This is a genomic window from Gluconobacter sp. P1C6_b (assembly GCF_018811945.1).
Lineage (GTDB): Bacteria > Pseudomonadota > Alphaproteobacteria > Acetobacterales > Acetobacteraceae > Gluconobacter.
In genome coordinates, this window is the sequence record NZ_JACRVU010000007.1 from 106,924 (window position 1) to 129,489 (window position 22,566).

Sequence of the window (22,566 nt, forward strand, 5' to 3'; positions counted from 1 at the left end):
ATGGCCACCAAAAGGTCTCTGTTCGGTACTGATGGCATCCGGGGAACGGCCAATACCGCGCCCATGACGGTCGAGATCGCACAGAGGCTGGGGCAGGCGGCCGGTCTGTATTTCATGCGCAGTCAGAACCGCCGGCACAGCGTCGTGCTCGGCAAGGATACGCGCCTTTCGGGCTATATGCTGGAATGTGCCCTGGTTGCGGGTTTTCTGTCGGCCGGGATGGACGTCATTCTGGTCGGACCGCTGCCCACGCCTGCCATTGCCATGCTGACGCGCTCCCTCCGGGCCGATCTGGGTGTGATGGTCTCGGCATCGCATAACCCCTTTACCGACAACGGCATCAAACTGTTCGGACCGGACGGTTTCAAGCTTTCTGACGAGGTGGAAGGCGAGATCGAGGATCTGATGTCGCAGGATCTGTCCGCGCGGTTGGCGTCACCGGCGCAGATTGGTCGGGCGTCACGTCTGACGGATGCGGCCGGGCGCTATATCGAGAATGCGAAGGCCTCTTTTCCGCGTGGCCTGCGTCTGGACGGCCTGAAGATTGTCATCGACTGCGCCAATGGCTCGGCCTATCGCGTGGCGCCTACGGCGTTGTGGGAGCTTGGTGCGGAAGTCATCAAGATCGGCTGCTCGCCTGATGGGCTGAACATCAATGACGGCGTTGGATCAACGCATCCTGAAACGCTGTGCGCTGCCGTCAGGGAGCATGGGGCGGATTTCGGTATTGCGCTGGATGGTGATGCGGACCGTGTCCTGATTGCGGATGAGAACGGTAATCTTGTGGATGGGGACCAGATTATCGGCCTGATCGCAGCCTTCTGGAAGCAGCATGACCGGTTGCGGGGAAATACGGTGGTGACGACCGTCATGTCCAATATGGGGCTGGAAAAGGCGCTGGCAGAGAATGGTCTCGAACTTCAGCGTACGGCGGTTGGTGATCGTTATGTTGTCGAGCGGATGCGGGAAATCGGGGCCAATCTGGGCGGCGAGCAGTCCGGTCACATGGTCCTGTCGGACTATGCTACCACCGGCGATGGTCTGATTGCTGCGCTGCAGGTTCTTGCTGTGTCGGTCGAGACCAAGCGGCCGGCCAGCGAGATCTGTCGCTTCTTCACGCCCTATCCGCAGCTTCTGAAAAATGTCCGTTATTCAGGGACCAGCCCGATGAGCAGCCCTGATCTCGCAGCGGCAAAGGCCTGGGCAGATGAGCGGTTGGCCGGAAGTGGCCGTCTTGTCCTGCGGGCAAGCGGGACTGAACCGCTGATCCGTGTCATGGTCGAGGCGCAGGATGAGGCGCTGGTGCATGAGGTTGTGGACCATGTCTGTGATGTCATCCGCGCGATTGCGCACGCCTGATTCTGGCAGATTGACTGTAAAAAGTGGGAACCTGCCGTGAGCGGCAGGGGCGCCTGATCTCGAGGGGCGGTCAGACGGCCGTGACGGCTGCGGGAACGCTGTTTCTGGAAGTGGCGTCTGTCGTGACGGGGATTTCCGCGGTGTCGTCTTCGCGCAGGATGTAGCCGCGTCCCCAGACGGTAGCGATCAGGTTTCCGGCGCCAACATTCTGGAGCTTGCGACGCAGCTTGCAGATGAAGACGTCGATGATCTTCATTTCCGGCTCGTCGATGCCGCCATAGAGGTGGTTGAGAAACGCGTCCTTGGTCAGGACGGATCCCTTGCGGATTACCAGCAGTTCCAGAATGGCATATTCCTTGCCCGTCAGGTGCAGCGGTGCACCATCGACCGTGACGTTCTTGCCATTCAGATCCAGTTCCAGATTGCCGACGCGAAGCTTCGGCTCGGCAAAGCCACGGGAGCGCCGCATGACGGCCTGCAGACGGGCGACCAGTTCGCCTGCGTCGTAAGGCTTGGTCATGTAGTCGTCTGCACCCATGGAGAAGGCCCGGATTTTCGCCTGGGGGCGCAGCAGGGCGGAGAGGACAAGAATGGGCGTCGTGATACGCGCGGCCCGGGCACGGCGGATGACTTCGTAGCCCTCAAGGTCGTTCAGCATCAGTTCGAGCACCACCACATCGTAGTCATAGTGACGAAGCATCTCGATGGCCTCTTCGCCAGACGGCGTGTGGTCCACGGTGAAAGACGCGGTCCGCAGGATCTGGGACAATGTGGTGGCGGCTGACTGATCGCTGTCGACAAGAAGGATACGCATGTTCTCAACTCCCGGCTTGGTGAAGCAATGGTTACTACCCAAGGTTGTGTGTGTCGATAGACATGGATCAAAAATCGTAAAATTGTCATTATTTTTCCCGTCAGAGGAGAACGTTAGGGTTCTCTTAAGGGTGTGGTTGTAGGGTTGAAAGATCGGAACAATCCGCGGAAAACGGTCAGAAACTGCCAATGGACGACTACGACAGACTGCTTGCAAGGCTTTCGAACCTCACCTGCGACTGGGTTGTAGGGAGCGTTAAAGACGTTATCGGTCTCTGTCTGACCGTCATCGGACTCGAAGGTTTCATTACGATTGGGGACCGAGTCGCGATAAGGGCGCGTGATGGACGGGTTGTACAATCCGAGGTTGTGGGGTTTCAGGGCGATGTCGCGCGGCTCATGTCCTTCGGGCCTCTGGACGGAATTGGTCCAGGCTGTGAGGCCAGGATTCCGCTGAACCGCCATGATGGTGGTCTGGGCGTCAATGAAAGCTGGCTGGGCCGCGTTCTGGATCCGCTGGGACAGCCGATCGACGGGAAGGGGCCTCTGTTTCCGTCGTTTGAGCGGCAGCCGGTCCAGTGTCCTCCGCCCAATGCTGCAAGCCGGGCGCGGCTTGGCGATCGTATCGACCTCGGGGTTCGGGCGCTTGATACTTTCACGACCTGCCGGCGCGGACAGAGGCTCGGGCTTTTCGCAGGGTCGGGTGTGGGGAAGTCGACATTGCTGTCCATGCTGGCAAGGGGAGCTGACTGCGATGTCGCCGTGATCTCGCTTGTGGGTGAGCGTGGGCGCGAGGTGCGGGAGTTCATCGAGGACGATCTCGGGCCGGAAGGGCTGGCGCGTAGTGTGCTGGTGATCGCGACTTCGGATTCACCGCCACTGATGCGTCGTGAAGCGGCCCTGTCCGCCATGGCCATCGCGGAATATTTCCGGAACCAGGGCAAATCGGTCCTTCTGCTGATGGATAGCGTGACGCGGTTCTGCATGGCGCTGCGTGAAATCGGTCTGTCGGCCGGAGAGCCGCCGGCGACGCGGGGTTATCCGCCTTCGGTTTTTGCCGAGCTGCCGCGTCTTCTGGAGAGGGCAGGGCCTGGCTATGCCGATCAGGGTATGATCACGGCGCTCTTCACGGTTCTCGTGGAAGGAGATGACCAGAATGAGCCGGTTGCGGATGCCGTGCGTGGCATTCTGGACGGGCATATCATTCTTGACCGCAAGATCGGCGAGCAGGGGCGTTATCCTGCCATTGATGTTCTGCGTTCCCTGTCGCGTGCGGTTCCGGGATGCAATTCGCCTGAGGAAAACGCTCTGACGCAACGCGCGCGTGCCGCGATGGCGACCTATCAGCGGATGGCGGACATGATCCGGCTGGGGGCCTACAAGCCCGGAACGGATCGTGAGGTGGATGAAGCCATCGCCCTGATGCCAAAGCTGAACGAGTTTCTGTCTCAGGGGCGGAACGAACGCACCACGCGCGCCGAGGCTTTTGAACAACTGGCGCAGATCATGCAGATGCCGCTGAAAAACCTGCCCCCGAATGAATCGTAAAGGACCTCACAATGGAACCCTCACCTCTTGAGACACTGATTACCCTGCGGGAGCAGGAGCTCGATCTTGTGGAACGCAGCTTTGCAGAGGCCGTGGCGCGGGAAACGGCGGCGGAGGAAAAACTGACTGTGGCGCAGGCGGAGATCCTGAACGAACAGCGGATCGCGTCCAGCCCTACAGCGGATGACGGCGCTGTGGAGGCATTCAGTCGGTGGCTTCCCGCGGGGCGGCAGGCGGTCCTGGAAGCGAGGGAGCGCTGTCGGGAAGCGGCGATGGATCGCGAGGCAGTGCGTTCAGCCCTGATCGCTGCCCGGGCAGCGATGGAGGCTGTCAGGATCTTGCGGAAAGAGCAGAAGGAAGAAGAGCGGCAGGCAGACCTCAGAAAGGAACAGAATGCTCTGGATGAACTCGCTGTCCGTCAGTTCGGCAGGTCGTGAGAGGGGCCATGCCCGCGTAGAGCCGTCTCGATCTGGGCAGCGGTGCCAATCAGGGCGCAGGCGACCGGATGGGTGCTGTCGCGGACGAAGGCCAGGACGAGGTCGGGATCGCTCGGGAAAAGGTCGCTTTGCAGCGTGATGACCGGTGTCATTTCGCCGTTGCGGGATGCTCCTTCTGCTGCATGTGAAAGAAGACGGGCAACAGCTTTTTCCAGTGCGGGAAGAAGCACCGTGTGGGGGGCGTCATGATGTGCGGTATGGGTCGCAATCAGTTCTTCCCAGCCGCTACGGGTTACGAAAGCGGGGATGCCGTCAGGCGGCGTATCGCGTTCGGCACGCAGAAGGGCGCCGGACTGGGCCATGCCGAGGATATCCAGGGCTGGGAGAATCGCGGGGTCGAGTTTGATGGACATTCGGGTCTTTGGTTCGTGAGGGGAAGAGGCCGGCTTATTCCATGGAAGGCGCGGCCTCTGTGCCGTTGTCAGTGCGGTGGGTTGCCCATGGCCTGCATCAGGGCTGTGACCTGTTCGGGCTGGGCCTTGAAGAGGGCGACATTGGACGGGTTGGGACTTGGCATTCCCGTCGGAAGCTGTCCGTTGCTGGCGGCCAGAGTCATGCCGAATGTGGTCATGCCCATCACAAAGCTCTCGGGAGTGAAGCCGTGGCTTTGCAGGACGGGTGCCAGTCCCGGAACCTGACTGATCTGCCGGATTGTTTCTGCAAGACCCGTGCCATGAGAGTTGGGGGGCTGGATATTGCGGGCCTGAAGTTCAGCAATCGTTGCTGCGGCGCGGGTCATGAAATCAGGCGGCAGCGGGTAATGCATGGCCCGCTCCGTATCCGCGCGGACCTGAGGGGGGACCTGCTGGGTCTGCTGCGGCGCGCCCTGAAGGGGGTCGCTTCCGTCAATCTGGGTCTGGCTCTGGGCGCCGCCCTGATAGGCGGAGGGCGGATAGGACTGTGCCTGTGCGGCCAGAGGCAGCATTGCAACGGAAACGAGAAGGGCCGAGAGCCCTGTCATGCGGGGAAATGTCATGCCTGCACCCATTCGCCTGCGCGCATCAGTGGCACGCGGTTGCCATTCTTGAGACCATCAAGGTCGATCTTGTCCGAACCGATCATCCAGTCAATGTGGATGAGGGAGTCGTTGACGCCTCGCTCCAGCAGTTCTTCCGGCGTCAGACCTTCGATATCGACCATGCACTTCGTATAGGCCTGACCGAGGGCGATGTGGCTGGACGCGTTTTCGTCGAAGAGCGTGTTGCGATACAGGATTTTGCTGGCCGAGATGGGCGAGGAGTGCGGCACGAGAGCCACTTCACCGATCCGGGCCGCGCCTTCATCGGTGCTGAGGATGCGCTTGAGCACGTCTTCGCCATGGCTCGCGGACGCTTCGACGATCCGCCCGTTTTCAAAGCGGACAGCGATGTTGTCGATCAGCGTGCCCTGATGGAAAAGCGGCTTGGTGCTGCTGACCCGGCCATCGACCCTGCTGCGATGGGGCGTTGTGAAGATTTCTTCCGTCGGGATATTCGGGTTGCAGACAATGCCGTTGCCCGATTTTTCCGAGCCGCCCGCCCAGAGATGGCCATCCGCGAGGCCAACCGTCAGATCGGTGCCGGGGCCGTTGAAATGCAGGGCCTCGAAGCGGCTGTCATTCATGTATTTTGCCCGGGCGTGCAGGCGGGCGTTATGGGCTTTCCACTCGGCGACCGGATCGGCCACATCGACACGGGAGGCCTTGAAGATTCCTTCCCACAGGGCTGCGAGTGCTTCATCGGCCGGAAGCTCCGGGAAGACCTGTGTGGCCCAGGCCGGGGTGGCGCAGGCGATGATGTTCCAGTTCACGGCGAACTGGGTGATGATTTCCATTGCCGGGCGGTTGGCCTTGGAATTGGCGCGGTTGGCGCGGGAGATACGCTCGGGGTCCTGGCCCTTCAGAAGGGTCGGATTGGCGCCCGTGATGGCCATGCGGGCTGCGCCTTCACGGAAGGCGCGTGCCATGCCATCGGCCAGCCATGTGGGTGCGACGTCGAAGGCTTCGTCCGGGGCATGGATGAAGCGGGCCAGCGTGGTCTCGTCATCCGCGTACAGTGTCGTCACAAGGGAAGCGCCAGCCTTGTAGGCGTGCTCCGTCACGCGGCGAACCAGCGGGACGGCATCCAGCGGTGCTGTGATGAGAAGCTGCTGGCCCGGCGCGATGTTCAGGCCAACGCGGACGGCAACCTCGCCCAGGCGATCAAGGAGCTGTTCGTGCGAAAAGGTGGAAGGAGCGGACACGTTGGACTCTTTCGCAGTGATCATTCTGTCCGTCATGGTGTGCCCTGTGACGGCGAAGTGCAAGAGAGCTGCGTGGGATCGGGCTGTGACGTGACAGGTCTGCGGACGCGCAGTATCGTCACGGGCATGCAACCCGGACTTCATATTTTTGCCGATGCTGGCGAGCCAGACCAGCGGCCATTCGATGTTGCGGTTGTCATGCCGAGCCTGCTGCGGCCTTCCATCGTCCGGGCGCTCCAGTCCATTTTTGAGCAGAAGGGTGGATTGCGGGTCCAGATCATGATCGGTCTGGATCGGGCACCAGGCGAGGGTGCGGACGAACTGGTGCGGCAGGCGCTCGAAGGACGTCCGCCCGGCTGGGTCGTCGAAGTGCTGTGGCCCGGCTATTCCACGTCCCAGAGGCATGGCGGATTTGGCCGTGCAAAGGATGGTGGCGTGTTGCGCAGTGTGCTCAGCCAGCTCTCGAACGCGCCGCGGATTGCCTATCTTGATGACGACAACTGGTGGGCGCCGGAGCACCTGTCCTCCCTGCTGAAGGCGATCGAGGGACAGGACTGGGCCTGGGCCGGGCGCTGGTTCGTGCATCCGCGAACACTGATGCCGATCTGCGAAGATCAGTGGGAATCTGTCGGGATTGGCGGCGGGATTTTCCGGGAAAGCTATGGCGGGTTTGTGGACCCGAACTGCCTGATGATCGACCGGACACGGGTGCCGGAAGCTCTGGACATGTGGAACCAGCCTCTGGCCGGAGACGGGACACAGATGACGGCGGACCGGAATGTTTTCAGACTTCTGAAGGACAGGCCGGGCAGGCCAACCGGCGAATATACGGCGTATTATGTTCTGACAGAGACCGACGGGTTGCACCCGGCCCGGCTGCGGCTGATGGGGGCGCGGGCCTGGGATGCGGCATCCCGGAAAACGGTCGCCTGATGCAAAACGGCCGGTGCAGAGTTTTCCTCTGCACCGGCCGTTTCAGCCGCCATTACATGGAACGGATCGTGTTGCGACGCGGCGGGCGGCGCTGGCGGTCGGACTGGGCGTTCGGATTGGCGGCCTTGGCCGCCTTTTCGCGTGCGATGGTGCGTAGTTCGACCTCCAGTTCGCGGATGCGGCGCTGGATGCTCTCCTTCAGTGTCGGAGAGGTGTGGGACTTCATGGACGCGATCGTCTCCTTGAGGTCCCGGAGCTGTTTTTCCTTTTCGGCCTGATTGCGGCGAATAGGCTGGTTGTCGGACATCTGTCCCTGAAATGCACGCATGTGTTCGTCTTTCCGCATGAAGCATTCACAGGCCTCCCGCTCATCCGGAGGATGGCGGGATGGAACACGCGAAAGCGTGCCCGGCTGGCCCTGTCTGGCTCATGATTATGGGGGACGGAGTATTACCGTCCGGTTAATTCAGGATCGGGGAGAGAGGATGTCCCGCAAAGCGTCTGTCAGGCGTATGCAGGCCTCGTCCGTTCCGATCGAGATGCGCAGCCAGTCCTGGATGCGCGGGGTTGAGAGATGCCGGACCAGAATCGCCCGTTCGCGCAGTGCGGCGGCGATGTCTCCGGCCCTGTGCTCCGTGTGGTGCACGAGAACAAAGTTGGCACAGGATGGCAGGACTTGGAAGCCAAGATTTTCAAGCTCCGGGACCAGCCTGTCACGACTGGCGATAACGCGCGCCGTGATGTCCGCAAGCCAGTCGGTATCCTGGATCGCGGCGATGGCCCCGGCCTGTGCCGGGCGGGAGAGGGGATAGGAATTGAAGCTGTCCTTGACCCGGATGAGACCTTCGATCAGCTCTGGGGAGCCGATCGCAAAACCCACACGCAGTCCTGCCAGAGCATAGGACTTGGACAGCGTCTGGACCACCAGAAGATTGTCATACCGGTGTGTCAGTTCAATGGCGGATTGTGCCCCGAAATCGACATAGGCCTCGTCGATGATGACGGTGTGGTCCGGATGACGCTTCAGGAGCGTTTCGATCTGCTCCAGCGGCAGGGCGATGCCCGTGTTCGCATTGGGATTGGCGACGATGATGCCGCCGCAATCACCCGTATAGGCGTCGATGTCGATCGCAAAATTGTCATTGAGCGGGATGTGGCGGAATGGCTGTTCGAACAGTCCACAATAGACCGGATAGAAGCCGTAGGTCACATCCGAAAACAGGACCGGTGCGTCATCGTGGAACAGGGCGCGGAAGGCATGGGCCAGCACTTCGTCCGAGCCGTTGCCGACGAAGACGCGGTCCGACGTTGTGCCGAAGCAGGCCGCAATGGTGTTGCGAAGAACTGTCGCCGTGGGGTCTGGATACAGGCGCAGGTCATCGGATGCGGCGTTCCGGATGGCTGTCAGCACTTTCGGGCTCGGACCGTATGGAGACTCGTTCGTGTTGAGTTTCAGCAGGTCCGCGACCTTGGGCTGTTCGCCCGGAACATAGGGGTGCAGGTCACGGACACGGCGGTTCCAGAAACGGCTCATGCGGGCGTTCCGGTGAACAGGCTGGTCATGAGCTGACGCTCGGCGAGGTCACGGGCGGAGACGCCGTCCGCGTCCTTCAGGTCCGGGTTTGCTCCGGCCGCCAGAAGCTTTCTGGCCATGTCTTCACGGTTGAACATGATGGAAAACATCAGCGGCGTGCGACCGGCATGATTGGCATGATCCACCTGTGCACCGTGATCGAGCAGAAGTGTTGCGATGTTGGTCAGGCCCTTGAAGGCCACACCGGAGAGGGCCGTGGCGCCCTTGAGATCGGTGGCTTCCGTATCGGCGCCACGATCCAGCAGCAGGCGCGTGGCGTCGGCGTGGCCGTTATAGGTGGCGACGATCAGCGCGGTGTAGCCGCGGCTGTCGGGCGTATCGATGGCCATGCCGGCATCCAGAAACTGGGTCAGGAGGTCGGTATCGCCTTCACGGGCCGCGTCAATGAACAGGGCGGTGATCTGGTCTGACGTGAAAGTGACGTTCTGGGCGTTCATGACGGTTTCCACATGGCGGTGTCCCCTCGCGGGGTGTTGTCGGAGGAGAGGTTAGCTTTTTGTGTCAGCTGGCGGAAGGGTGAGGCTCTCACCGTTCTCCAGCGCCGCGAAAGGGCGGCTGCCAGGGCGGCTGGCGAATTCCAGACGGGTGGGGGGCTCCAGAATGGCCTCGTCGGTGAGCTGGAAGGTCCCGAAATGGATGGGCAGCCCCTGTTTTGCCCTGAGTGTATCAAAGGCCATGAGGGCTTCTTCGGGAGACATGTGAACGCGGCGCATCAGGTCGCGCGGGTCGTAGGCGCCGATGGGCAGGATGGCGAGATTGATGTCCGGCCAGCGGCGGTGAATCGCGTCGAAATGCTTGCCCCAGGCCGTATCTCCCGCGAAAAATACCGTGTGGCCATCCGCTTCGATCGTGAACCCGCCCCAGAGCGCACGGTTGGAATCGAACGGCGTGCGGGCGCTTCCATGCAGGGCCGGGGTGGCCGTGATGCGGGCGCCGTCATCGGTCGTGCTCTCCCACCAGTCCAGCTCCGCAATGCGCGGCAGATCGGCCTTTTCCAGATGGCGGCGATTGCCGGGCAGCGACAGGCAGAGCGGATCATCACGTTCGGCCAGGGCGCGCAGGCTCGGCAGGTCCAGGTGATCGTAATGGCAATGCGAGACGAGGATGATGTCGATGCGGGGCAGGGCGTCGAGGGGGATGCCGGGCGGACGGACGCGACGGGGGCCGAAACTGCGGAAGGGGGAGCAGCGTTCGGAGAACACCGGATCAGTGATGATCCGCAGAGGCGCGCGTCCTGTGCGGCCAAACTGGAGCAGAACGGTCGCATGACCGATGAACGTGACGCAGCATTCTCCCGGAGCGGGCGTGACCTGGGGCCAGGATTTCTGTGGCGGAAGGGCATCCGGCCAGCGGGGGCGCAGCCCCATCTGCCAGCGGAAGATATTCCCGATCCGCTGGGACGTTGTGCGGGCCGTGCGTGTCTCGTCAGGACGCCAGGCTTCTGGGTTTCGGTAATGGCGCCCGTCGAAATGTGGCAGGTTGTCATTAAGCACAAGAGCGTGTTTCACAATATGGTTTACCAATCAGCCATTGCGTCCGGCGCGACTTCGCGTCATGCCGTGGCAGCAGAATGTGCGGGAGATATCGTTGCGTTTCTTCCCGTCAGTCACAAGCCGGAGACCCCATTCCGATGAGTACGCTTCCCCAACTCGCCATCAATACGATCCGTACCCTTTCGATGGAAGGTGTCGAACGCGCCAATTCCGGCCATCCCGGCACGGCCATGGCCCTTGCCCCCGCAATGTACGCGGTGTGGCAGCATGACCTGAAATACGATCCGGCCGATCCGTGCTGGCCGGCGCGCGACCGCTTCGTCCTCTCGGTCGGCCATGCCTCGATGCTGCTGTACTCCACCCTGTTCCTGACGGGTGTGAAGGATATCCAGGACGGCAAGGTCGTCGATGCCCCGTCACTTACCGTCGAGGACCTGTCGCAGTTCCGCCAGCTGAACTCCAAGACGCCAGGCCATCCGGAATACCGCTTTACCGCTGGTGTCGAGACCACGACCGGTCCGCTCGGGCAGGGCTGCGGCAATTCTGTGGGGATGGCCATCGCGCAGAAATGGATGTCCGCGCGTTATGACCGTCCGGGCTTCAAGCTGTTCGACTACCACGTGACGGTGTTCTGTGGTGATGGCGATATGATGGAAGGCGTGGCCTCCGAAGCCGCTTCCACCGCTGGTCATCTGGCACTGGGCAATCTGACCTGGATCTATGATTCAAACCAGATTTCCATCGAGGGTTCGACGGATCTGGCTTTCACCGAGAATGTCGGCAAGCGCTTCGAGGCTTATGGCTGGCACGTGCAGACGCTGACGGACGGCAATGACGTCGATGCCATTCTTGCTGCGCTGAAGGCGGCGCGTGCGGTAACGGATCGTCCGAGCATGATCGTCCTCAAGACGGTCATCGGCTATGGTGCGCCCAAGAAGGCCGGCACGGCCTCCGCGCATGGTGAGCCGCTGGGTGCGGACGAGATCAAGGGGGCGAAGCAGGCCTATGGCTGGCCGGAAGACGCTCCGGATTTCTATGTGCCGGATGGCGTGAAGGAGCACTTTGCCGAAGGTCTTGGCAAGCGTGGCGCGGAAGCTCATGCGGAATGGCGCGAGCTGTTCTCGGCCTATCGCGAGGCGCATCCGGAACTGGCGGCTGAAATCGACTGCATCCTCGAGCATCGTCTGCCGGAAGGCTGGGACAAGGACATCCCGACCTTCGACGCCGATGCTAAGGGCATTGCTTCACGCGCAAGCTCGGGTCAGGTGCTGAACGCGGTTGCGAAGAACCTGCCCTGGATGATCGGCGGCTCCGCTGACCTGACGCCGTCCACCAAGACGGACATCAAGGGCGGTGGCTCCTTCCAGCCGGAAAAATGGAACGGCAGCTATGGCGGCCGGAACCTGCATTTCGGTGTGCGCGAACATGCGATGGGCTCCATCTGCAACGGCATCGCGCTGTCGGGCATCCGCGCTTACGGCTCGGGCTTCCTGATCTTCTCCGACTACATGAAGGCGCCGATCCGTCTGTCGGCCATTATGGAACTGCCGGTTCTGTACATCTTTACGCATGACTCCATCGGCGTGGGTGAAGACGGTCCGACGCATCAGCCGATCGAGCAGCTTGCCCAGCTTCGTGCAACGCCGGGCATCATGACGATCCGTCCGTCCGACGCCAACGAAGTGGCTGAAGCCTGGCGCACGCTGATCCCGATGACGCACAAGCCGGCCGTGCTCGCACTGAGCCGTCAGAACCTGCCGACGATCGACCGCACGAAATATGCGTCCGCTGCCGGTCTGGCGAAGGGTGGCTATGTGCTGGCGAGCTGTGAGGGCAAACCGGACGTGATCCTGATTGCTTCGGGTTCGGAAGTCAGCCTCGTGGTGGGGGCTTATGAGAAGCTCACGGAAGAGGGCATCAAGGCCCGCGTCGTCTCCATGCCGAGCTTCGATCTGTTCGAAGAGCAGAGCGAGGAATACCGCGATTCCGTCCTGCCGCCTGACGTGATCGGTCGCGTTGCGGTCGAGCAGGCTGCGGCCTTCGGCTGGGATCGCTATGTCGGTCTGGGTGGCGCGATCATTGCCATGAACACGTTCGGTGCGTCGGCTCCGGCCTCGGCACTGCTTACGAAATTCGGTTTCACGCCCGAGGCGGTCTATGACGCAGCGAAGCGTCAGGCCCTGCGCGGCAAGTAAGGGAGAAATCCTGTGGCAGACACAATCTCCAATACCGGTCTGAACGAAGTCGGCAGCGTGCTGCGCGACCTTGAAAAATACGGTCAGTCTCCGTGGCTGGACTTCATCCAGCGCAGCTTCACGGAGGATGGCAGCCTCAGCAAGCTGGTAGAGGAGGACGGCCTGCGGGGCGTGACCTCCAATCCGGCCATCTTCGAGAAGGCCATCGGGCACGGTACGGAATACGATCCGCAGATCCGCAAGCTGCTCGAAGGCGAGGGCCTTTCTCCCGGCGAGCTGTACGAGCATCTCGCCATCGACGATATCCGCTCGGCCTGTGCGGTGCTGGATCCGGTGTTCGAAAAGACCAAGGGGCTGGACGGCTATGTCAGCCTTGAGGTCTCGCCCTATCTGGCCTTCGATGCGCACGGGACCATCACGGAAGCGCGCCGTCTGTGGAAGGCGGTCGGGCGTCCGAACCTGATGATCAAGATCCCGGGTACGGCAGAAGGTACGGGTGCGATCCGCGAAGCCATTGCGGACGGTATCAATGTCAATGTGACGCTGCTGTTTTCGCTGGATGCGTACAAGGCCGTTCTGGAAGCCTATATTTCCGGTCTTGAAGCCCGTGTGGCCCGTGGTGAAGAAATTTCGCGCATCTCCAGCGTGGCTTCGTTCTTCGTCAGCCGTATCGACGGCAAGATCGACGCGGAAATCGACCGTCGCGTTGCAGCGGGTGATCCGGAAGCCGAAGCGCTGAAGGCCATCCGCGGCAAGGTCGCGATCGCCAATGCCAAGATGGCGTATCAGTACTACCTGGAAGTCCGTAACAGCCCGCGCTGGAAGGCGCTGGCCGAGAAGGGCGCCAACCCGCAGCGTCTGCTGTGGGCCAGCACCGGCACCAAGGACAAGGCCTATTCCGACGTCCTGTATGTCGAAGAGCTGATCGGTCCCGAGACGGTCAATACCATCCCGCCCGCAACATTCGACGCCTATCGCGATCACGGCAAGTCCCGTGCGAGCCTGACGGAGAACGTTGATGAGGCGCGGCACGTCATGGCAGAGGCCGAGCGTCTGGGACTGGGTCTGGATGCGATCACGGCCAAGCTGGTCAAGGATGGCTGCGCGGCGTTCAGCGTCTCGTTTGATACGCTGCTGACGGCTGTGGCCACCAAGCGCGAGGCCGTGCTGGGCGATCGTCTTCTGCGGGTCAGCGCGGATCTGCCGCCCGATCTGCGCGATGACGTCGCCGCGGCCGAAAAGGACTGGAGCCACAGCGGCGGTCTGCGCCGCATCTGGAAGAAGGACCCGTCCGTCTGGACGAATGGTCCGGAAGCCGGCTGGCTGAACTGGCTGACGGTCGTGCAGGACCGCCTGTGGCATATCGAGGAGCTGGAAGTCCTGGCCCGCGATGTCCGCAGTCGCGGCTTCAAGGATATCCTGCTGCTGGGCATGGGCGGTTCAAGCCTCGGCCCTGAGGTTCTGGCCGAGACGTTCGGGCAGCGCGAAGGCTGGCCGAAGCTGCATGTGCTCGACAGCACGGACCCGCAGCAGGTCACGGCGTTCGAGAAGGCCATCGATCCGAAGAACACGCTGTTCATCGTGGCCAGCAAGTCCGGCGGTACGCTGGAGCCGAACATCCTGTTCGCGCATTTCTGGCAGGTTGCGGGGCAGGCTCTGGGCAAGAAGCCGGGTGACAGCTTCATCGCCATCACCGATCCGGGTTCGCACATGCAGAAAGTGGCCGAGGAAAACGGCTTCTGGCGTGTGTTTTACGGCGATCCGAAAATTGGCGGCCGCTATTCGGTTCTGTCCAACTTCGGGCTCGTCCCGGCTGCGGCGAGCGGCATTGACGTCCGCAAGCTGCTGACGGTGACGCGCCTGATGGTGGAATCCTGTGATGGAAGCGCTCCGCCGTCGTCCAATCCGGGTGCGGTTCTGGGTCTGATCCTGGGACATGCCGCGCATTGCTTTAACCGTGACAAGGTTACAATCCTCGCGTCAGAAGGCATTGCCTCGCTTGGGGCCTGGCTGGAACAGCTGATCGCCGAGAGCACGGGCAAGAAGGGCCTTGGCCTCATCCCCATCGATGAGGAAGAGCTTGGAACGCCGGATGTCTATGGAACGGACCGCGTCTTCGTGGATCTGCTGCTTGGCGATGATGTTCCTGACAGCCGTCTTGGCGCCCTGCGCGCCGCCGGTGCGCCGGTGGTTACCATCCGTCTGGCGGACAAGGCCCAGATCGGGCAGGCGTTCTTCCTGTTCGAGTTTGCCACAGCCGTGGCGGGTGCGGTTCTCGGCATCGACCCGTTCGATCAGCCGGATGTGGAGTTCAGCAAGCTCGAGACGCGCAAGCTGACCTCGGCCTATGCCGAAACGGGTTCGCTGCCGCCGGAAACGCCATTCGCCAAGGATGGTCCGCTGTCCTTCTATGCGGATGCGAGGAACACGGAAGCCTCTGGAAACAAAGGCGATGCGGTCTCCATCCTCAAGGCGCTCTTTGATCGCGTAAAGCCGGGTGACTACGTCGGGCTGCTCGCCTATATCAGGCGCGACCAGCAGACACGGGACTGGGCCCAGTCCGTTCGCATGGAGCTTCGGGATGCTCTGAAGGTGGCGACAGCCGCCGAATTTGGCCCCCGGTTCCTGCACTCGACGGGCCAGGCCTACAAGGGTGGCCCGGACAGTGGCGTGTTCCTGCAGGTTACGGCGACGGATGCGGCGGATGTGCCGGTTCCGGGCCATGGCTTCAGCTTCAGTGTCGTGAAAGCGGCACAGGCGCGAGGCGATTTCGAGGTGCTCGCGGCCCGTGGTCGTCGTGCCCTCCGCGTTCATATCGATGGACCGCTGGAGGAGGGGCTGAAGGCTCTGGAAACGGCGATTCACAAAGCACTGGCAGGAGCATAAGTCATGCGGATCGGAATCATCGGACTGGGACGGATGGGCGGCAACATCGCTGTCCGTCTGACCCGGCATGGGCATGATGTTGTCGTGCATGACCGTACGCCGGAAGTCACCACCTCGGTCGTCGGACGGTGTGAAGCCGGGCGCGCAACGCCAGCCGATACGCTGGCCGACATGGCGAAGCTTCTTGAAGGTGACGAACACCGTGTGGTGTGGGTCATGCTGCCAGCAGGTCCCATTACTGAGGACTGCGTTCAGCAGCTCGGTGGCCTTCTGGGGCGCGGCGATATCATCATCGATGGTGGCAACACCTACTACAAGGACGATGTCCGCCGTTCGGCTGAACTGGCCGAAAAGGGGATTTCCTACGTCGATGTCGGGACTTCAGGCGGTGTCTGGGGGCTGGAACGGGGGTACTGCATGATGTTCGGCGGCACGAAAGAGACCGCCGAATACATTGATCCGATCCTCAGCGCGCTGGCGCCGGGTATCGGGGACGTACCGCGTACGCCTGGCCGTGATGGCGAGGGTCATGATCCGCGCGCTGAACAGGGCTATCTGCATTGTGGTCCCGCCGGTTCGGGCCACTTCGTGAAGATGGTCCATAACGGCATCGAATACGGCATGATGCAGGCCTTTGCTGAAGGCTTCGACATCATGAAGAGCAAGAATTCCCCGGTTCTTGCGGAAAAGGACCGGTTCGAGCTCAACATGGGTGACATCGCGGAAGTCTGGCGTCGCGGCAGTGTCGTGTCGTCCTGGCTGCTCGATCTGACGGCCGAGGCCCTGACCCGTTCGGAGACGCTCAACGAATTCTCCGGCGAAGTCGCGGATTCCGGAGAAGGTCGCTGGACGATCGAAGCCGCCATTGAGGAAGACGTGCCGGCCCCGGTCATGACGGCCGCGCTGTTCACGCGCTTCCGTTCGCGGTCGGGTAATAATTTTGCCGAGAAAATTCTCTCGGCACAGCGTTTCGGTTTCGGCGGACACGTCGAAAAGAAATAAGCCTGCGCCCATCATGGGCAAGGACTGGCTGGCAGGGTATGGTTTTACCATTGCTGACCAGCCAGCCCCCGCAAAGACACTCTGACGGGGGTTTTTACAGGGGCTCTTATGTCCGTTGACCTCGACGCCATCCATGCGGCTCTGCCGCCGCTGCCACAGACTATCCGGATGGTCGTGTCCGACATGGATGGAACCCTCCTGACGCCAGACAAGACCATCGCGCCTTCGACGCTGGCCATGGTCAGGGTGCTGCAGGAGCGGGGAATTCCACTCTGTCTGGCCAGTGCGCGACCGCCTGCTGCCATGGTTCCCTATATTGAGCAGCTCGGTCTGACCGGGCAGAATGCCGGCTTCAATGGCGGCATCATCTTCAGGCCCGACGGGACCACGTCTGTCAGCCGCGTTCTGTCCCCCGATGTGCTGTCGATCGTCCATGACATGCTGCATCTGCACGGGATCGAGACCTGGTTCCTGCGGCAGTCCTACTGGATGGTGAAGGACGCCTATACGCCCTTCGTGCAACACGAACAGGGTATCACGGGCCTGACGCCGCATCAGGTTCCCGATCTTCGCAATGAATTCGAGGGGATCGGCAAGGTCATGGGCGTGAGCAGCGATACCAGCCTGCTTCAGGACGTTGAGACCGAGCTTGGCGCCATGCTTCAGGGCGATGCGAGCGTGCGCCGTTCTTCCGATATTCTTCTCGACGTGACGCCTGCCCTGGCCAACAAGGGCGAGGCTGTTCGCGAACTGGCGCTTGCCCACGGTATTGCGCCGCATGAGGTCGCCTGTCTTGGCGATGCCCATAACGATCTGCCGATGTTTTCGGTGGCGGGACTGGGCATTGCGATGGGACAGGCCGAAGACGATGTGAAAGCCGCCGCGCAGGTTCTCACAGACACCAACGAGCGCGATGGCTGGGCCAAGGCCGTTGAGCGCTACATCCTGCCGAGAGTTCCCAATCCATGACCATCGACATCCGAGCCGCCACGCTGGAAACCCTTCCTGATTCTGAAGCCGTTGCCTTGCGGATGGCGGATCTTCTCATTGAAGGGATTCTGGCCAAGACGGATGGCCCTTTCCGCGTCGCACTGTCCGGCGGTTCCACGCCGAAACGCCTGTTCGAGATCCTCGCCACGCCGTCGCGGGCGAAGCAGATCCCGTGGGAGCGTGTCGAGATTTTCTACGGCGACGAGCGCCACGTCCCGGAAGGCCATGCCGACAGCAATCATACGGTCGGCCAGTCCGTCCTGCTGTCCCGTGTTCCGGTGCCGGCGCAGAACATCCACGCTATCCCGACCGCTGGCACGGTGGAAGAGGACGCGAAAACCTACGAAAAGACCCTTCAGACCGCCTATGGCGCAACGACGCTTGATCCGAAGCGCCCGCTGTTCGATCTGGTCATGCTGGGGCTGGGCACCGATGGCCATACGGCCTCGCTGTTTCCGGGACAGTCGGTTCTGAAAGAGCGGGTGGCCTGGGTCGGAACGGCTGCACCGTCCACAGCACCTTACGAGCGCATCACGCTGACCTATCCCGCCATCCAGTCCAGCGCACTGGTCGTGTTCCTCGTAACGGGGGCCTCCAAGGTCGAGATGCTGGAGCGTCTGGCCGAGGGCGACAGTTCCATCCCGTCTGCACGGGTGACAAGCGAAGGACGGATCATCATTCTTGCAGACCGCGCTGCGGTGGGAGAGGGCGCATGAGCGGCACGGACATGAATGTTCACAAGCGTACGGCTGCTCGTGAGGCTGCCGACATGGTCAAGAGCGGTATGGTCGTGGGGCTCGGCACCGGCAGTACGGCGGCGTACATGATCGAGCGTCTGGGCGAGCGCGTTGCGGAGGGGCTGGAGATTTTTGGCATCCCAACCTCGGATGACAGCGAGGACAAGGCGCTCAAGGCCGGGATTCCGCTGACGGATTTCAGTGCGCATCGCCGGATTGATATCGCCATTGATGGTGCGGATGAGGTCCAGCGTGGTTCGCTCAACCTCATCAAGGGACTGGGCGGGGCGTTGCTGCGGGAGAAGATCGTGGCGCAGGCGGCTAAGCGGTTCGTGGTGATCGTAGACGGCACCAAGCCTGTGGACCTGCTGGGCGAACGCGCGCCGGTGCCGGTGGAAGTCATTTCCTTCGGCTGGGAATGTACGGCGGAACGTCTGGCGGCCTGCGGCGCGCGCGGCGTGAAGCCGAGGACGGACCGGGCCGGATCGCTGTTTGTGACCGATACGGGTAACATGATTCTGGACTGTCATTTCGGGCCGATCGAGACGCCCGAGGAACTGGCTGAGAAAATGGACCGGATTGTGGGTGTCGTGGAGCACGGCATGTTTCTCAACATGGCGTCTGAAGTCCTTGTGGCGACGCCGGATGGTGTGGAGCACTGGGAGGCATGAAAATGACGGAAAATGAAACACAGCTGGGTCTGAAACCGCATTTTCTCGTGGTCATGGGGGTGTCGGGGACAGGCAAGACGACGGTTGCAAGCGGACTGGCCACGCGTCTGGGCTGGAATTTTCAGGAAGGCGATGCCCTGCACCCACCAGCCAATGTCGAGAAGATGAGCACTGGCCAGCCGCTGACCGATGCGGACCGGGCGCCCTGGCTTGCGCTCTGTCATGAGTGGCTGCGCAAGCAGGTGGAGGCCGGGCATGGTGCCGTCCTGACCTGTTCCGCGCTCAAGCGTTCCTATCGTGAGCAGCTTCGCGGTGAGGACCTGCCGATTGAGTTTGTGCATATCGATACATCTGCCGGGGAACTCGCTGACCGGTTGCAGCGCCGGGAAGGGCATTTCATGCCGGCGAGCCTGCTGCCCAGCCAGCTTGCGACACTTGAAGTGCCTGGCGACGACGAGCCGGTGATCCGGGTTTCGGGCGAGAAGCACCCCGATGTGGTGCTGGAGGAACTGATCCGTCATTTTCAGGCGGAGGACTGATTCATGGCCGAAACCACCCGGCTTCTGGTGGATGCGGATGCGTGCCCGGTCAAGGATGAGATTTACCGTGTCGGAGCACGTTACAGCCTGAAAACAATTATTGTCGCCAATAGCTGGATGAACATTCCACAGTCTCCGCTTATTGAGCGCGTCGTGGTCCCGGAAGGGCCGGACGTGGCCGATGACTGGATTGCGGAACAGGTGACGCCTGTGGATATCGTCATCACCAGCGATATTCCGCTCGCGGTGCGCTGTCTGGCGAAACAGGCTTCTGTTCTGCGTCCCAACGGTGAGGAAATCGACGAGCGCTCCGTGGGGATGGTCTCGGCCATGCGGGACCTGATGCAGGGGCTGCGCGAGACGGGGGCGGTCACAACCTATAATCCGTCCTTCGGGAAAGCCGACCGAAGCCGGTTTTTATCCGCACTGGATACACTCATCGTGCGACTCCGCAGGAAAGCTGCCCTGGCGCGATCGGTCCCCAGTTCTTCAGAAACAATCCACAGGCCCTTCCCCGGAGATGTTCCCTGATTCTGGGGATATCTTCTTCCGGGGGGATAATCCTGTCCCGATGAGGATCTTTTCCCATGAATCCGCTCCGTCTCGCCCAGATTGAAATGTTCTGTGCTGTCGTGGAGGAGGGAACAGTCATCGCGGCTTCCCGCCGTCTGAACTGCGTGGCATCCAATGTGACGGCGCGACTCAAAGAGCTGGAACTGCTGGTGGGGCAGGAACTCTTCCTGCGCGAAAAGGGGCGTCTGATCCTCACGCCGGAGGGGCGGCTCTTCTATCAGCAGGCCACGCCGGTCGTGGCTGGCGCAAGGAGCCTGACGGATCTGTTTTCCGAAGGCACTCCGCGCGGTGTCCTGAATATCGGGGCGCTGGATGTGGCGCTTGAGGGCTATCTGCCACGGATCGTGCCTGAGTTTCTCAAAGCCTGCCCGGGTGTGGAACTGAAAATGTTTCTACGCCCGACCTATACGCTGGAGCGCATGCTGGCAGACGGGGAAATCGACCTGGCGCTGACGGACGGTCCTATCGTCCATCCCCTGATGGAAAGCCGCTTTGCCTTTCGCGAGAAACTGGCGCTTGCCATGCCGGAGGGACAGAAAGGCGCGCGGGACGGCCAGCATGTATTCCTGTTCAATACCGACTGCTTCTATCGTCGCTATTTCGAGACCTGGCTTGAGCGCCATGGGGTGTCGAACGCGATCATCCACACGGTTGAATCCTATGACGTCATTCTCGCCTGTGTTCAGGCTGGACTGGGTATTTCCTGTGTACCGCGCAGTATCATTTCGCAGGTCAAAAGACGGCGTCGTGAAGGAATTTCGTTTACGTATCCCGAAGATCTGAAAGGGAGCGAAGTCTATTTCATCTGGCGTGAGCCGGGACTGAATGATCTGGGGCGGAGATTTCTGGATTATGCGCCGCCGCATCCGGATGCTCATGAAAAGTGATTCCATAGCTCACGAATCATCACTTTTTATTATCGGTGAATGCCTGCACCTTACGGTCATCGAATGAACTGCTGGCTGGCTGATGCGTCTGTTTCATCACCAAGCGCATGGTCGCCACACAGAAAATGCAGGAAATTTCATGACTGAGAAAAGCAATCTTTTCATCAATGGAAGCTGGGTCGCACCGAAGGGTGGCGAGTGGATCACGGTTGAAAACCCGGCCACGAAAGCGGTTGTGGGCGAAGTGGCCAAGGGTGGTCAGGCCGATGTGGATGCGGCGGTCTCGGCTGCGAAATCGGCCTTTATTGGCTGGAGCCGCCGTACGGCGACCGAGCGTGCGGATTATATCCATGCGCTCAAGGATCTGGTGAAGCGGGACAAGGAAAAGCTTGCTGCCATCATCACATCAGAAATGGGCAAGCCGCTGAAGGAAGCGCGGATCGAGGTGGATTTTGCCATAGGCCTGCTGCGCTTTGCAGCCGAGAACGTGCTGCGGCTTCAGGGTGAAATCATCCCGGGCAGCTCCCCGGAAGAGAAGATACTGATCGACCGTGTGCCGCTTGGTGTTATCGGTGCGATCACGGCCTGGAACTTCCCGCTGGCGCTTTGTGCCCGCAAGATCGGTCCGGCTGTGGCCGCGGGCAATACGATCGTCGTCAAGCCGCATGAACTGACGCCGCTGGCCTGTCTGCATCTGGCGAAGCTGGTTGAGGAAGCCAAGATTCCGCACGGTGTCATTAATGTCGTGACGGGCGACGGCAAGGATGTCGGCGTACCGCTGGTGGCGCACAAAGACATCAAGCTCATCACGATGACGGGCTCGACACCGGCCGGCAAGAAGATCATGGCTGCTGCGTCCGAGACGCTGAAGGAAGTCCGGCTTGAACTGGGCGGCAAGGCTCCGTTCATGGTCATGGAAGACGCCGATCTGGACAAGGCCGCTGACGCCGCGGTGGCGTCGCGCTTTGGCAATGCCGGTCAGGTCTGCACCTGCAACGAGCGCACCTATATCCATGAGGCCGTCTACGACAGGTTCGTCCAGAAGGTCCGCGAGAAGATCGAGGCCCTGAAGGTCGGCCTGCCTACGGACCCGTCCACGGATATGGGGCCGAAGGTGAGCGAGGATGAGCTCAACAAGGTCCATGAAATGGTCGAACATGCCGTCCGTCAGGGCGCACGTCTCGCCATTGGCGGCAAGCGTCTGACAGGTGGCGTGTATGACAAGGGCTATTTCTATGCCCCGACGCTCCTGACGGATGTCACGCAGGACATGGACATCGTGCATAACGAGGTGTTCGGTCCGGTCATGTCACTGATCCGCGTGAAGGACTTCGATCAGGCGATCGCCTGGGCCAATGACTGCCGCTACGGCCTGTCAGCCTATCTCTTCACCAACGATCTGAGCCGGATCCTGCGTATGACCCGCGATCTGGAATTCGGTGAGGTCTATGTGAACCGTCCGGGTGGTGAAGCGCCGCAGGGCTTCCACCACGGCTACAAGGAAAGTGGCCTGGGCGGTGAGGACGGACAGCATGGCATGGAAGCTTACGTCCAGACGAAGACCATTTACCTCAACGCGTAACTGTCTGACGGGCGGCGGCATTTCCGTCGCCTACACTCTCTGAAAGG

At 61.4% G+C, this 22,566-nt stretch carries 22 protein-coding genes; 14 read left to right on the forward strand and 8 right to left on the reverse strand.

Translation table 11 applies throughout. From position 1 onward, the window contains the following. Nucleotides 1–1,359 carry a phosphoglucosamine mutase gene (gene glmM / locus KP701_RS07270; RefSeq protein ID WP_215746538.1) on the forward strand — a complete coding sequence of 453 codons (1,359 nt, stop codon included), beginning with the start codon at nt 1–3 and terminating at the stop codon, nt 1,357–1,359. A gap of 70 nt (nt 1,360–1,429) precedes the next feature. On the opposite strand, the gene KP701_RS07275 is transcribed toward glmM, so the two are convergent. Beyond that, nucleotides 1,430–2,173: a response regulator transcription factor gene (locus KP701_RS07275; RefSeq protein WP_215746539.1), complete on the reverse strand. Its 744-nt coding sequence runs from the start codon at nt 2,171–2,173 to the stop codon at nt 1,430–1,432. Between the two features lie 188 nt (nt 2,174–2,361). Between KP701_RS07275 and fliI the strand changes: the two genes are divergently transcribed. Continuing rightward, nucleotides 2,362–3,720: a flagellar protein export ATPase FliI gene (fliI, locus tag KP701_RS07280; protein WP_215746540.1), complete on the forward strand. Its 1,359-nt coding sequence runs from the start codon at nt 2,362–2,364 to the stop codon at nt 3,718–3,720. An 11-nt stretch (nt 3,721–3,731) separates the two neighbouring features. Continuing rightward, a complete protein-coding gene (locus tag KP701_RS07285) occupies nt 3,732–4,157 on the forward strand; it encodes a flagellar export protein FliJ (protein ID WP_215746541.1) in 426 nt (141 codons plus the stop codon). Here the strand turns inward: KP701_RS07285 and KP701_RS07290 are convergent. The 3 genes from KP701_RS07290 to KP701_RS07300 form a co-directional block, all read right to left on the reverse strand. Beyond that, nucleotides 4,139–4,570, reverse strand: coding sequence for a hypothetical protein (locus tag KP701_RS07290; RefSeq protein ID WP_215746542.1), 432 nt, complete (start codon nt 4,568–4,570; stop codon nt 4,139–4,141). The genes KP701_RS07285 and KP701_RS07290 overlap by 19 nt on opposite strands. A 68-nt stretch (nt 4,571–4,638) precedes the next feature. Beyond that, a complete protein-coding gene (locus tag KP701_RS07295; RefSeq protein ID WP_215746543.1) occupies nt 4,639–5,193 on the reverse strand; it encodes a hypothetical protein in 555 nt (184 codons plus the stop codon). Continuing rightward, nucleotides 5,190–6,473, reverse strand: coding sequence for an aminopeptidase (locus KP701_RS07300; RefSeq protein WP_215746544.1), 1,284 nt, complete (start codon nt 6,471–6,473; stop codon nt 5,190–5,192). Before KP701_RS07300 ends, KP701_RS07295 begins: the two co-directional genes overlap by 4 nt. 54 nt (nt 6,474–6,527) lie before the next feature. Here KP701_RS07300 and KP701_RS07305 point away from each other — a divergent pair, with 54 nt between their 5' ends. Next, nucleotides 6,528–7,370 carry a glycosyltransferase family 2 protein gene (locus KP701_RS07305; RefSeq protein WP_371818910.1) on the forward strand — a complete coding sequence of 281 codons (843 nt, stop codon included), beginning with the start codon at nt 6,528–6,530 and terminating at the stop codon, nt 7,368–7,370. A 52-nt stretch (nt 7,371–7,422) separates the two neighbouring features. Here the strand turns inward: KP701_RS07305 and KP701_RS07310 are convergent, their stop codons facing one another. From KP701_RS07310 to KP701_RS07325, 4 genes are all read right to left on the reverse strand, one after another. After that, nucleotides 7,423–7,698 carry a hypothetical protein gene (locus KP701_RS07310; RefSeq protein ID WP_215746545.1) on the reverse strand — a complete coding sequence of 92 codons (276 nt, stop codon included), beginning with the start codon at nt 7,696–7,698 and terminating at the stop codon, nt 7,423–7,425. A gap of 138 nt (nt 7,699–7,836) precedes the next feature. Further along, nucleotides 7,837–8,904 (reverse strand): histidinol-phosphate transaminase, encoded by a 1,068-nt coding sequence (gene hisC / locus KP701_RS07315; protein ID WP_215746546.1) that lies wholly within the window; start codon nt 8,902–8,904, stop codon nt 7,837–7,839. Further along, nucleotides 8,901–9,401, reverse strand: coding sequence for an ankyrin repeat domain-containing protein (locus KP701_RS07320; protein WP_062501341.1), 501 nt, complete (start codon nt 9,399–9,401; stop codon nt 8,901–8,903). The genes hisC and KP701_RS07320 overlap by 4 nt, the downstream gene beginning before the upstream one ends. Before the next feature lie 51 nt (nt 9,402–9,452). Beyond that, nucleotides 9,453–10,457 (reverse strand): MBL fold metallo-hydrolase, encoded by a 1,005-nt coding sequence (locus tag KP701_RS07325; RefSeq protein ID WP_215746572.1) that lies wholly within the window; start codon nt 10,455–10,457, stop codon nt 9,453–9,455. A 137-nt stretch (nt 10,458–10,594) separates the two neighbouring features. Between KP701_RS07325 and tkt the strand changes: the two genes are divergently transcribed. The 10 genes from tkt to aldA all read left to right on the forward strand — a co-directional run bounded on the left by tkt (nt 10,595) and on the right by aldA (nt 22,519). Continuing rightward, nucleotides 10,595–12,652, forward strand: coding sequence for a transketolase (gene tkt, locus KP701_RS07330; protein ID WP_215746547.1), 2,058 nt, complete (start codon nt 10,595–10,597; stop codon nt 12,650–12,652). A gap of 12 nt (nt 12,653–12,664) precedes the next feature. Then, nucleotides 12,665–15,538, forward strand: coding sequence for a bifunctional transaldolase/phosoglucose isomerase (locus tag KP701_RS07335; protein ID WP_215746548.1), 2,874 nt, complete (start codon nt 12,665–12,667; stop codon nt 15,536–15,538). A 3-nt stretch (nt 15,539–15,541) separates the two neighbouring features. Further along, on the forward strand, nt 15,542–16,540 hold the full coding sequence (gnd, locus tag KP701_RS07340; protein WP_215746549.1) for a phosphogluconate dehydrogenase (NAD(+)-dependent, decarboxylating): 999 nt from the start codon (nt 15,542–15,544) through the stop codon (nt 16,538–16,540). A 108-nt stretch (nt 16,541–16,648) separates the two neighbouring features. Continuing rightward, on the forward strand, nt 16,649–17,509 hold the full coding sequence (locus KP701_RS07345) for a Cof-type HAD-IIB family hydrolase (protein ID WP_215746550.1): 861 nt from the start codon (nt 16,649–16,651) through the stop codon (nt 17,507–17,509). Beyond that, on the forward strand, nt 17,506–18,246 hold the full coding sequence (gene pgl, locus KP701_RS07350) for a 6-phosphogluconolactonase (protein ID WP_215746551.1): 741 nt from the start codon (nt 17,506–17,508) through the stop codon (nt 18,244–18,246). The genes KP701_RS07345 and pgl overlap by 4 nt, the downstream gene beginning before the upstream one ends. Next, nucleotides 18,243–18,938 carry a ribose-5-phosphate isomerase RpiA gene (rpiA, locus tag KP701_RS07355; protein WP_215746552.1) on the forward strand — a complete coding sequence of 232 codons (696 nt, stop codon included), beginning with the start codon at nt 18,243–18,245 and terminating at the stop codon, nt 18,936–18,938. The genes pgl and rpiA overlap by 4 nt, the downstream gene beginning before the upstream one ends. A 2-nt stretch (nt 18,939–18,940) precedes the next feature. Further along, nucleotides 18,941–19,477 carry a gluconokinase gene (locus KP701_RS07360; RefSeq protein ID WP_215746553.1) on the forward strand — a complete coding sequence of 179 codons (537 nt, stop codon included), beginning with the start codon at nt 18,941–18,943 and terminating at the stop codon, nt 19,475–19,477. Nucleotides 19,478–19,480: 3 nt separating this feature from the next. Beyond that, entirely contained in the window at nt 19,481–20,008 is a 528-nt protein-coding gene (locus KP701_RS07365; protein ID WP_215746554.1) for a YaiI/YqxD family protein, read from the forward strand. Nucleotides 20,009–20,064: 56 nt separating this feature from the next. After that, nucleotides 20,065–20,937 (forward strand): LysR family transcriptional regulator, encoded by an 873-nt coding sequence (locus tag KP701_RS07370; protein ID WP_215746555.1) that lies wholly within the window; start codon nt 20,065–20,067, stop codon nt 20,935–20,937. A 139-nt stretch (nt 20,938–21,076) separates the two neighbouring features. Further along, complete coding sequence (gene aldA / locus KP701_RS07375) at nt 21,077–22,519, forward strand: aldehyde dehydrogenase (protein ID WP_215746556.1); 1,443 nt, start codon at nt 21,077–21,079, stop codon at nt 22,517–22,519. The last annotated feature ends 47 nt before the right edge of the window (nt 22,520–22,566 follow it).

Excerpts from the sequence above, each read along its gene's own strand:
- rpiA (WP_215746552.1), top strand. The coding sequence starts at position 18,243 with ATGAGCGGCACGGACATGAATGTTCACAAGCGTACGGCTGCTCGTGAG.
- hisC (WP_215746546.1), bottom strand. The coding sequence starts at position 8,904 with ATGAGCCGTTTCTGGAACCGCCGTGTCCGTGACCTGCACCCCTATGTT.
- KP701_RS07290 (WP_215746542.1), bottom strand. The coding sequence starts at position 4,570 with ATGTCCATCAAACTCGACCCCGCGATTCTCCCAGCCCTGGATATCCTC.
- fliI (WP_215746540.1), top strand. The coding sequence starts at position 2,362 with ATGGACGACTACGACAGACTGCTTGCAAGGCTTTCGAACCTCACCTGC.
- aldA (WP_215746556.1), top strand. The coding sequence starts at position 21,077 with ATGACTGAGAAAAGCAATCTTTTCATCAATGGAAGCTGGGTCGCACCG.
- KP701_RS07360 (WP_215746553.1), top strand. The coding sequence starts at position 18,941 with ATGACGGAAAATGAAACACAGCTGGGTCTGAAACCGCATTTTCTCGTG.
- KP701_RS07300 (WP_215746544.1), bottom strand. The coding sequence starts at position 6,473 with ATGACGGACAGAATGATCACTGCGAAAGAGTCCAACGTGTCCGCTCCT.
- KP701_RS07345 (WP_215746550.1), top strand. The coding sequence starts at position 16,649 with ATGTCCGTTGACCTCGACGCCATCCATGCGGCTCTGCCGCCGCTGCCA.
- KP701_RS07370 (WP_215746555.1), top strand. The coding sequence starts at position 20,065 with ATGAATCCGCTCCGTCTCGCCCAGATTGAAATGTTCTGTGCTGTCGTG.
- KP701_RS07275 (WP_215746539.1), bottom strand. The coding sequence starts at position 2,173 with ATGCGTATCCTTCTTGTCGACAGCGATCAGTCAGCCGCCACCACATTG.
- KP701_RS07295 (WP_215746543.1), bottom strand. The coding sequence starts at position 5,193 with ATGACATTTCCCCGCATGACAGGGCTCTCGGCCCTTCTCGTTTCCGTT.
- KP701_RS07285 (WP_215746541.1), top strand. The coding sequence starts at position 3,732 with ATGGAACCCTCACCTCTTGAGACACTGATTACCCTGCGGGAGCAGGAG.
- KP701_RS07310 (WP_215746545.1), bottom strand. The coding sequence starts at position 7,698 with ATGCGTGCATTTCAGGGACAGATGTCCGACAACCAGCCTATTCGCCGC.
- pgl (WP_215746551.1), top strand. The coding sequence starts at position 17,506 with ATGACCATCGACATCCGAGCCGCCACGCTGGAAACCCTTCCTGATTCT.
- gnd (WP_215746549.1), top strand. The coding sequence starts at position 15,542 with ATGCGGATCGGAATCATCGGACTGGGACGGATGGGCGGCAACATCGCT.
- KP701_RS07365 (WP_215746554.1), top strand. The coding sequence starts at position 19,481 with ATGGCCGAAACCACCCGGCTTCTGGTGGATGCGGATGCGTGCCCGGTC.
- tkt (WP_215746547.1), top strand. The coding sequence starts at position 10,595 with ATGAGTACGCTTCCCCAACTCGCCATCAATACGATCCGTACCCTTTCG.
- KP701_RS07320 (WP_062501341.1), bottom strand. The coding sequence starts at position 9,401 with ATGAACGCCCAGAACGTCACTTTCACGTCAGACCAGATCACCGCCCTG.
- glmM (WP_215746538.1), top strand. The coding sequence starts at position 1 with ATGGCCACCAAAAGGTCTCTGTTCGGTACTGATGGCATCCGGGGAACG.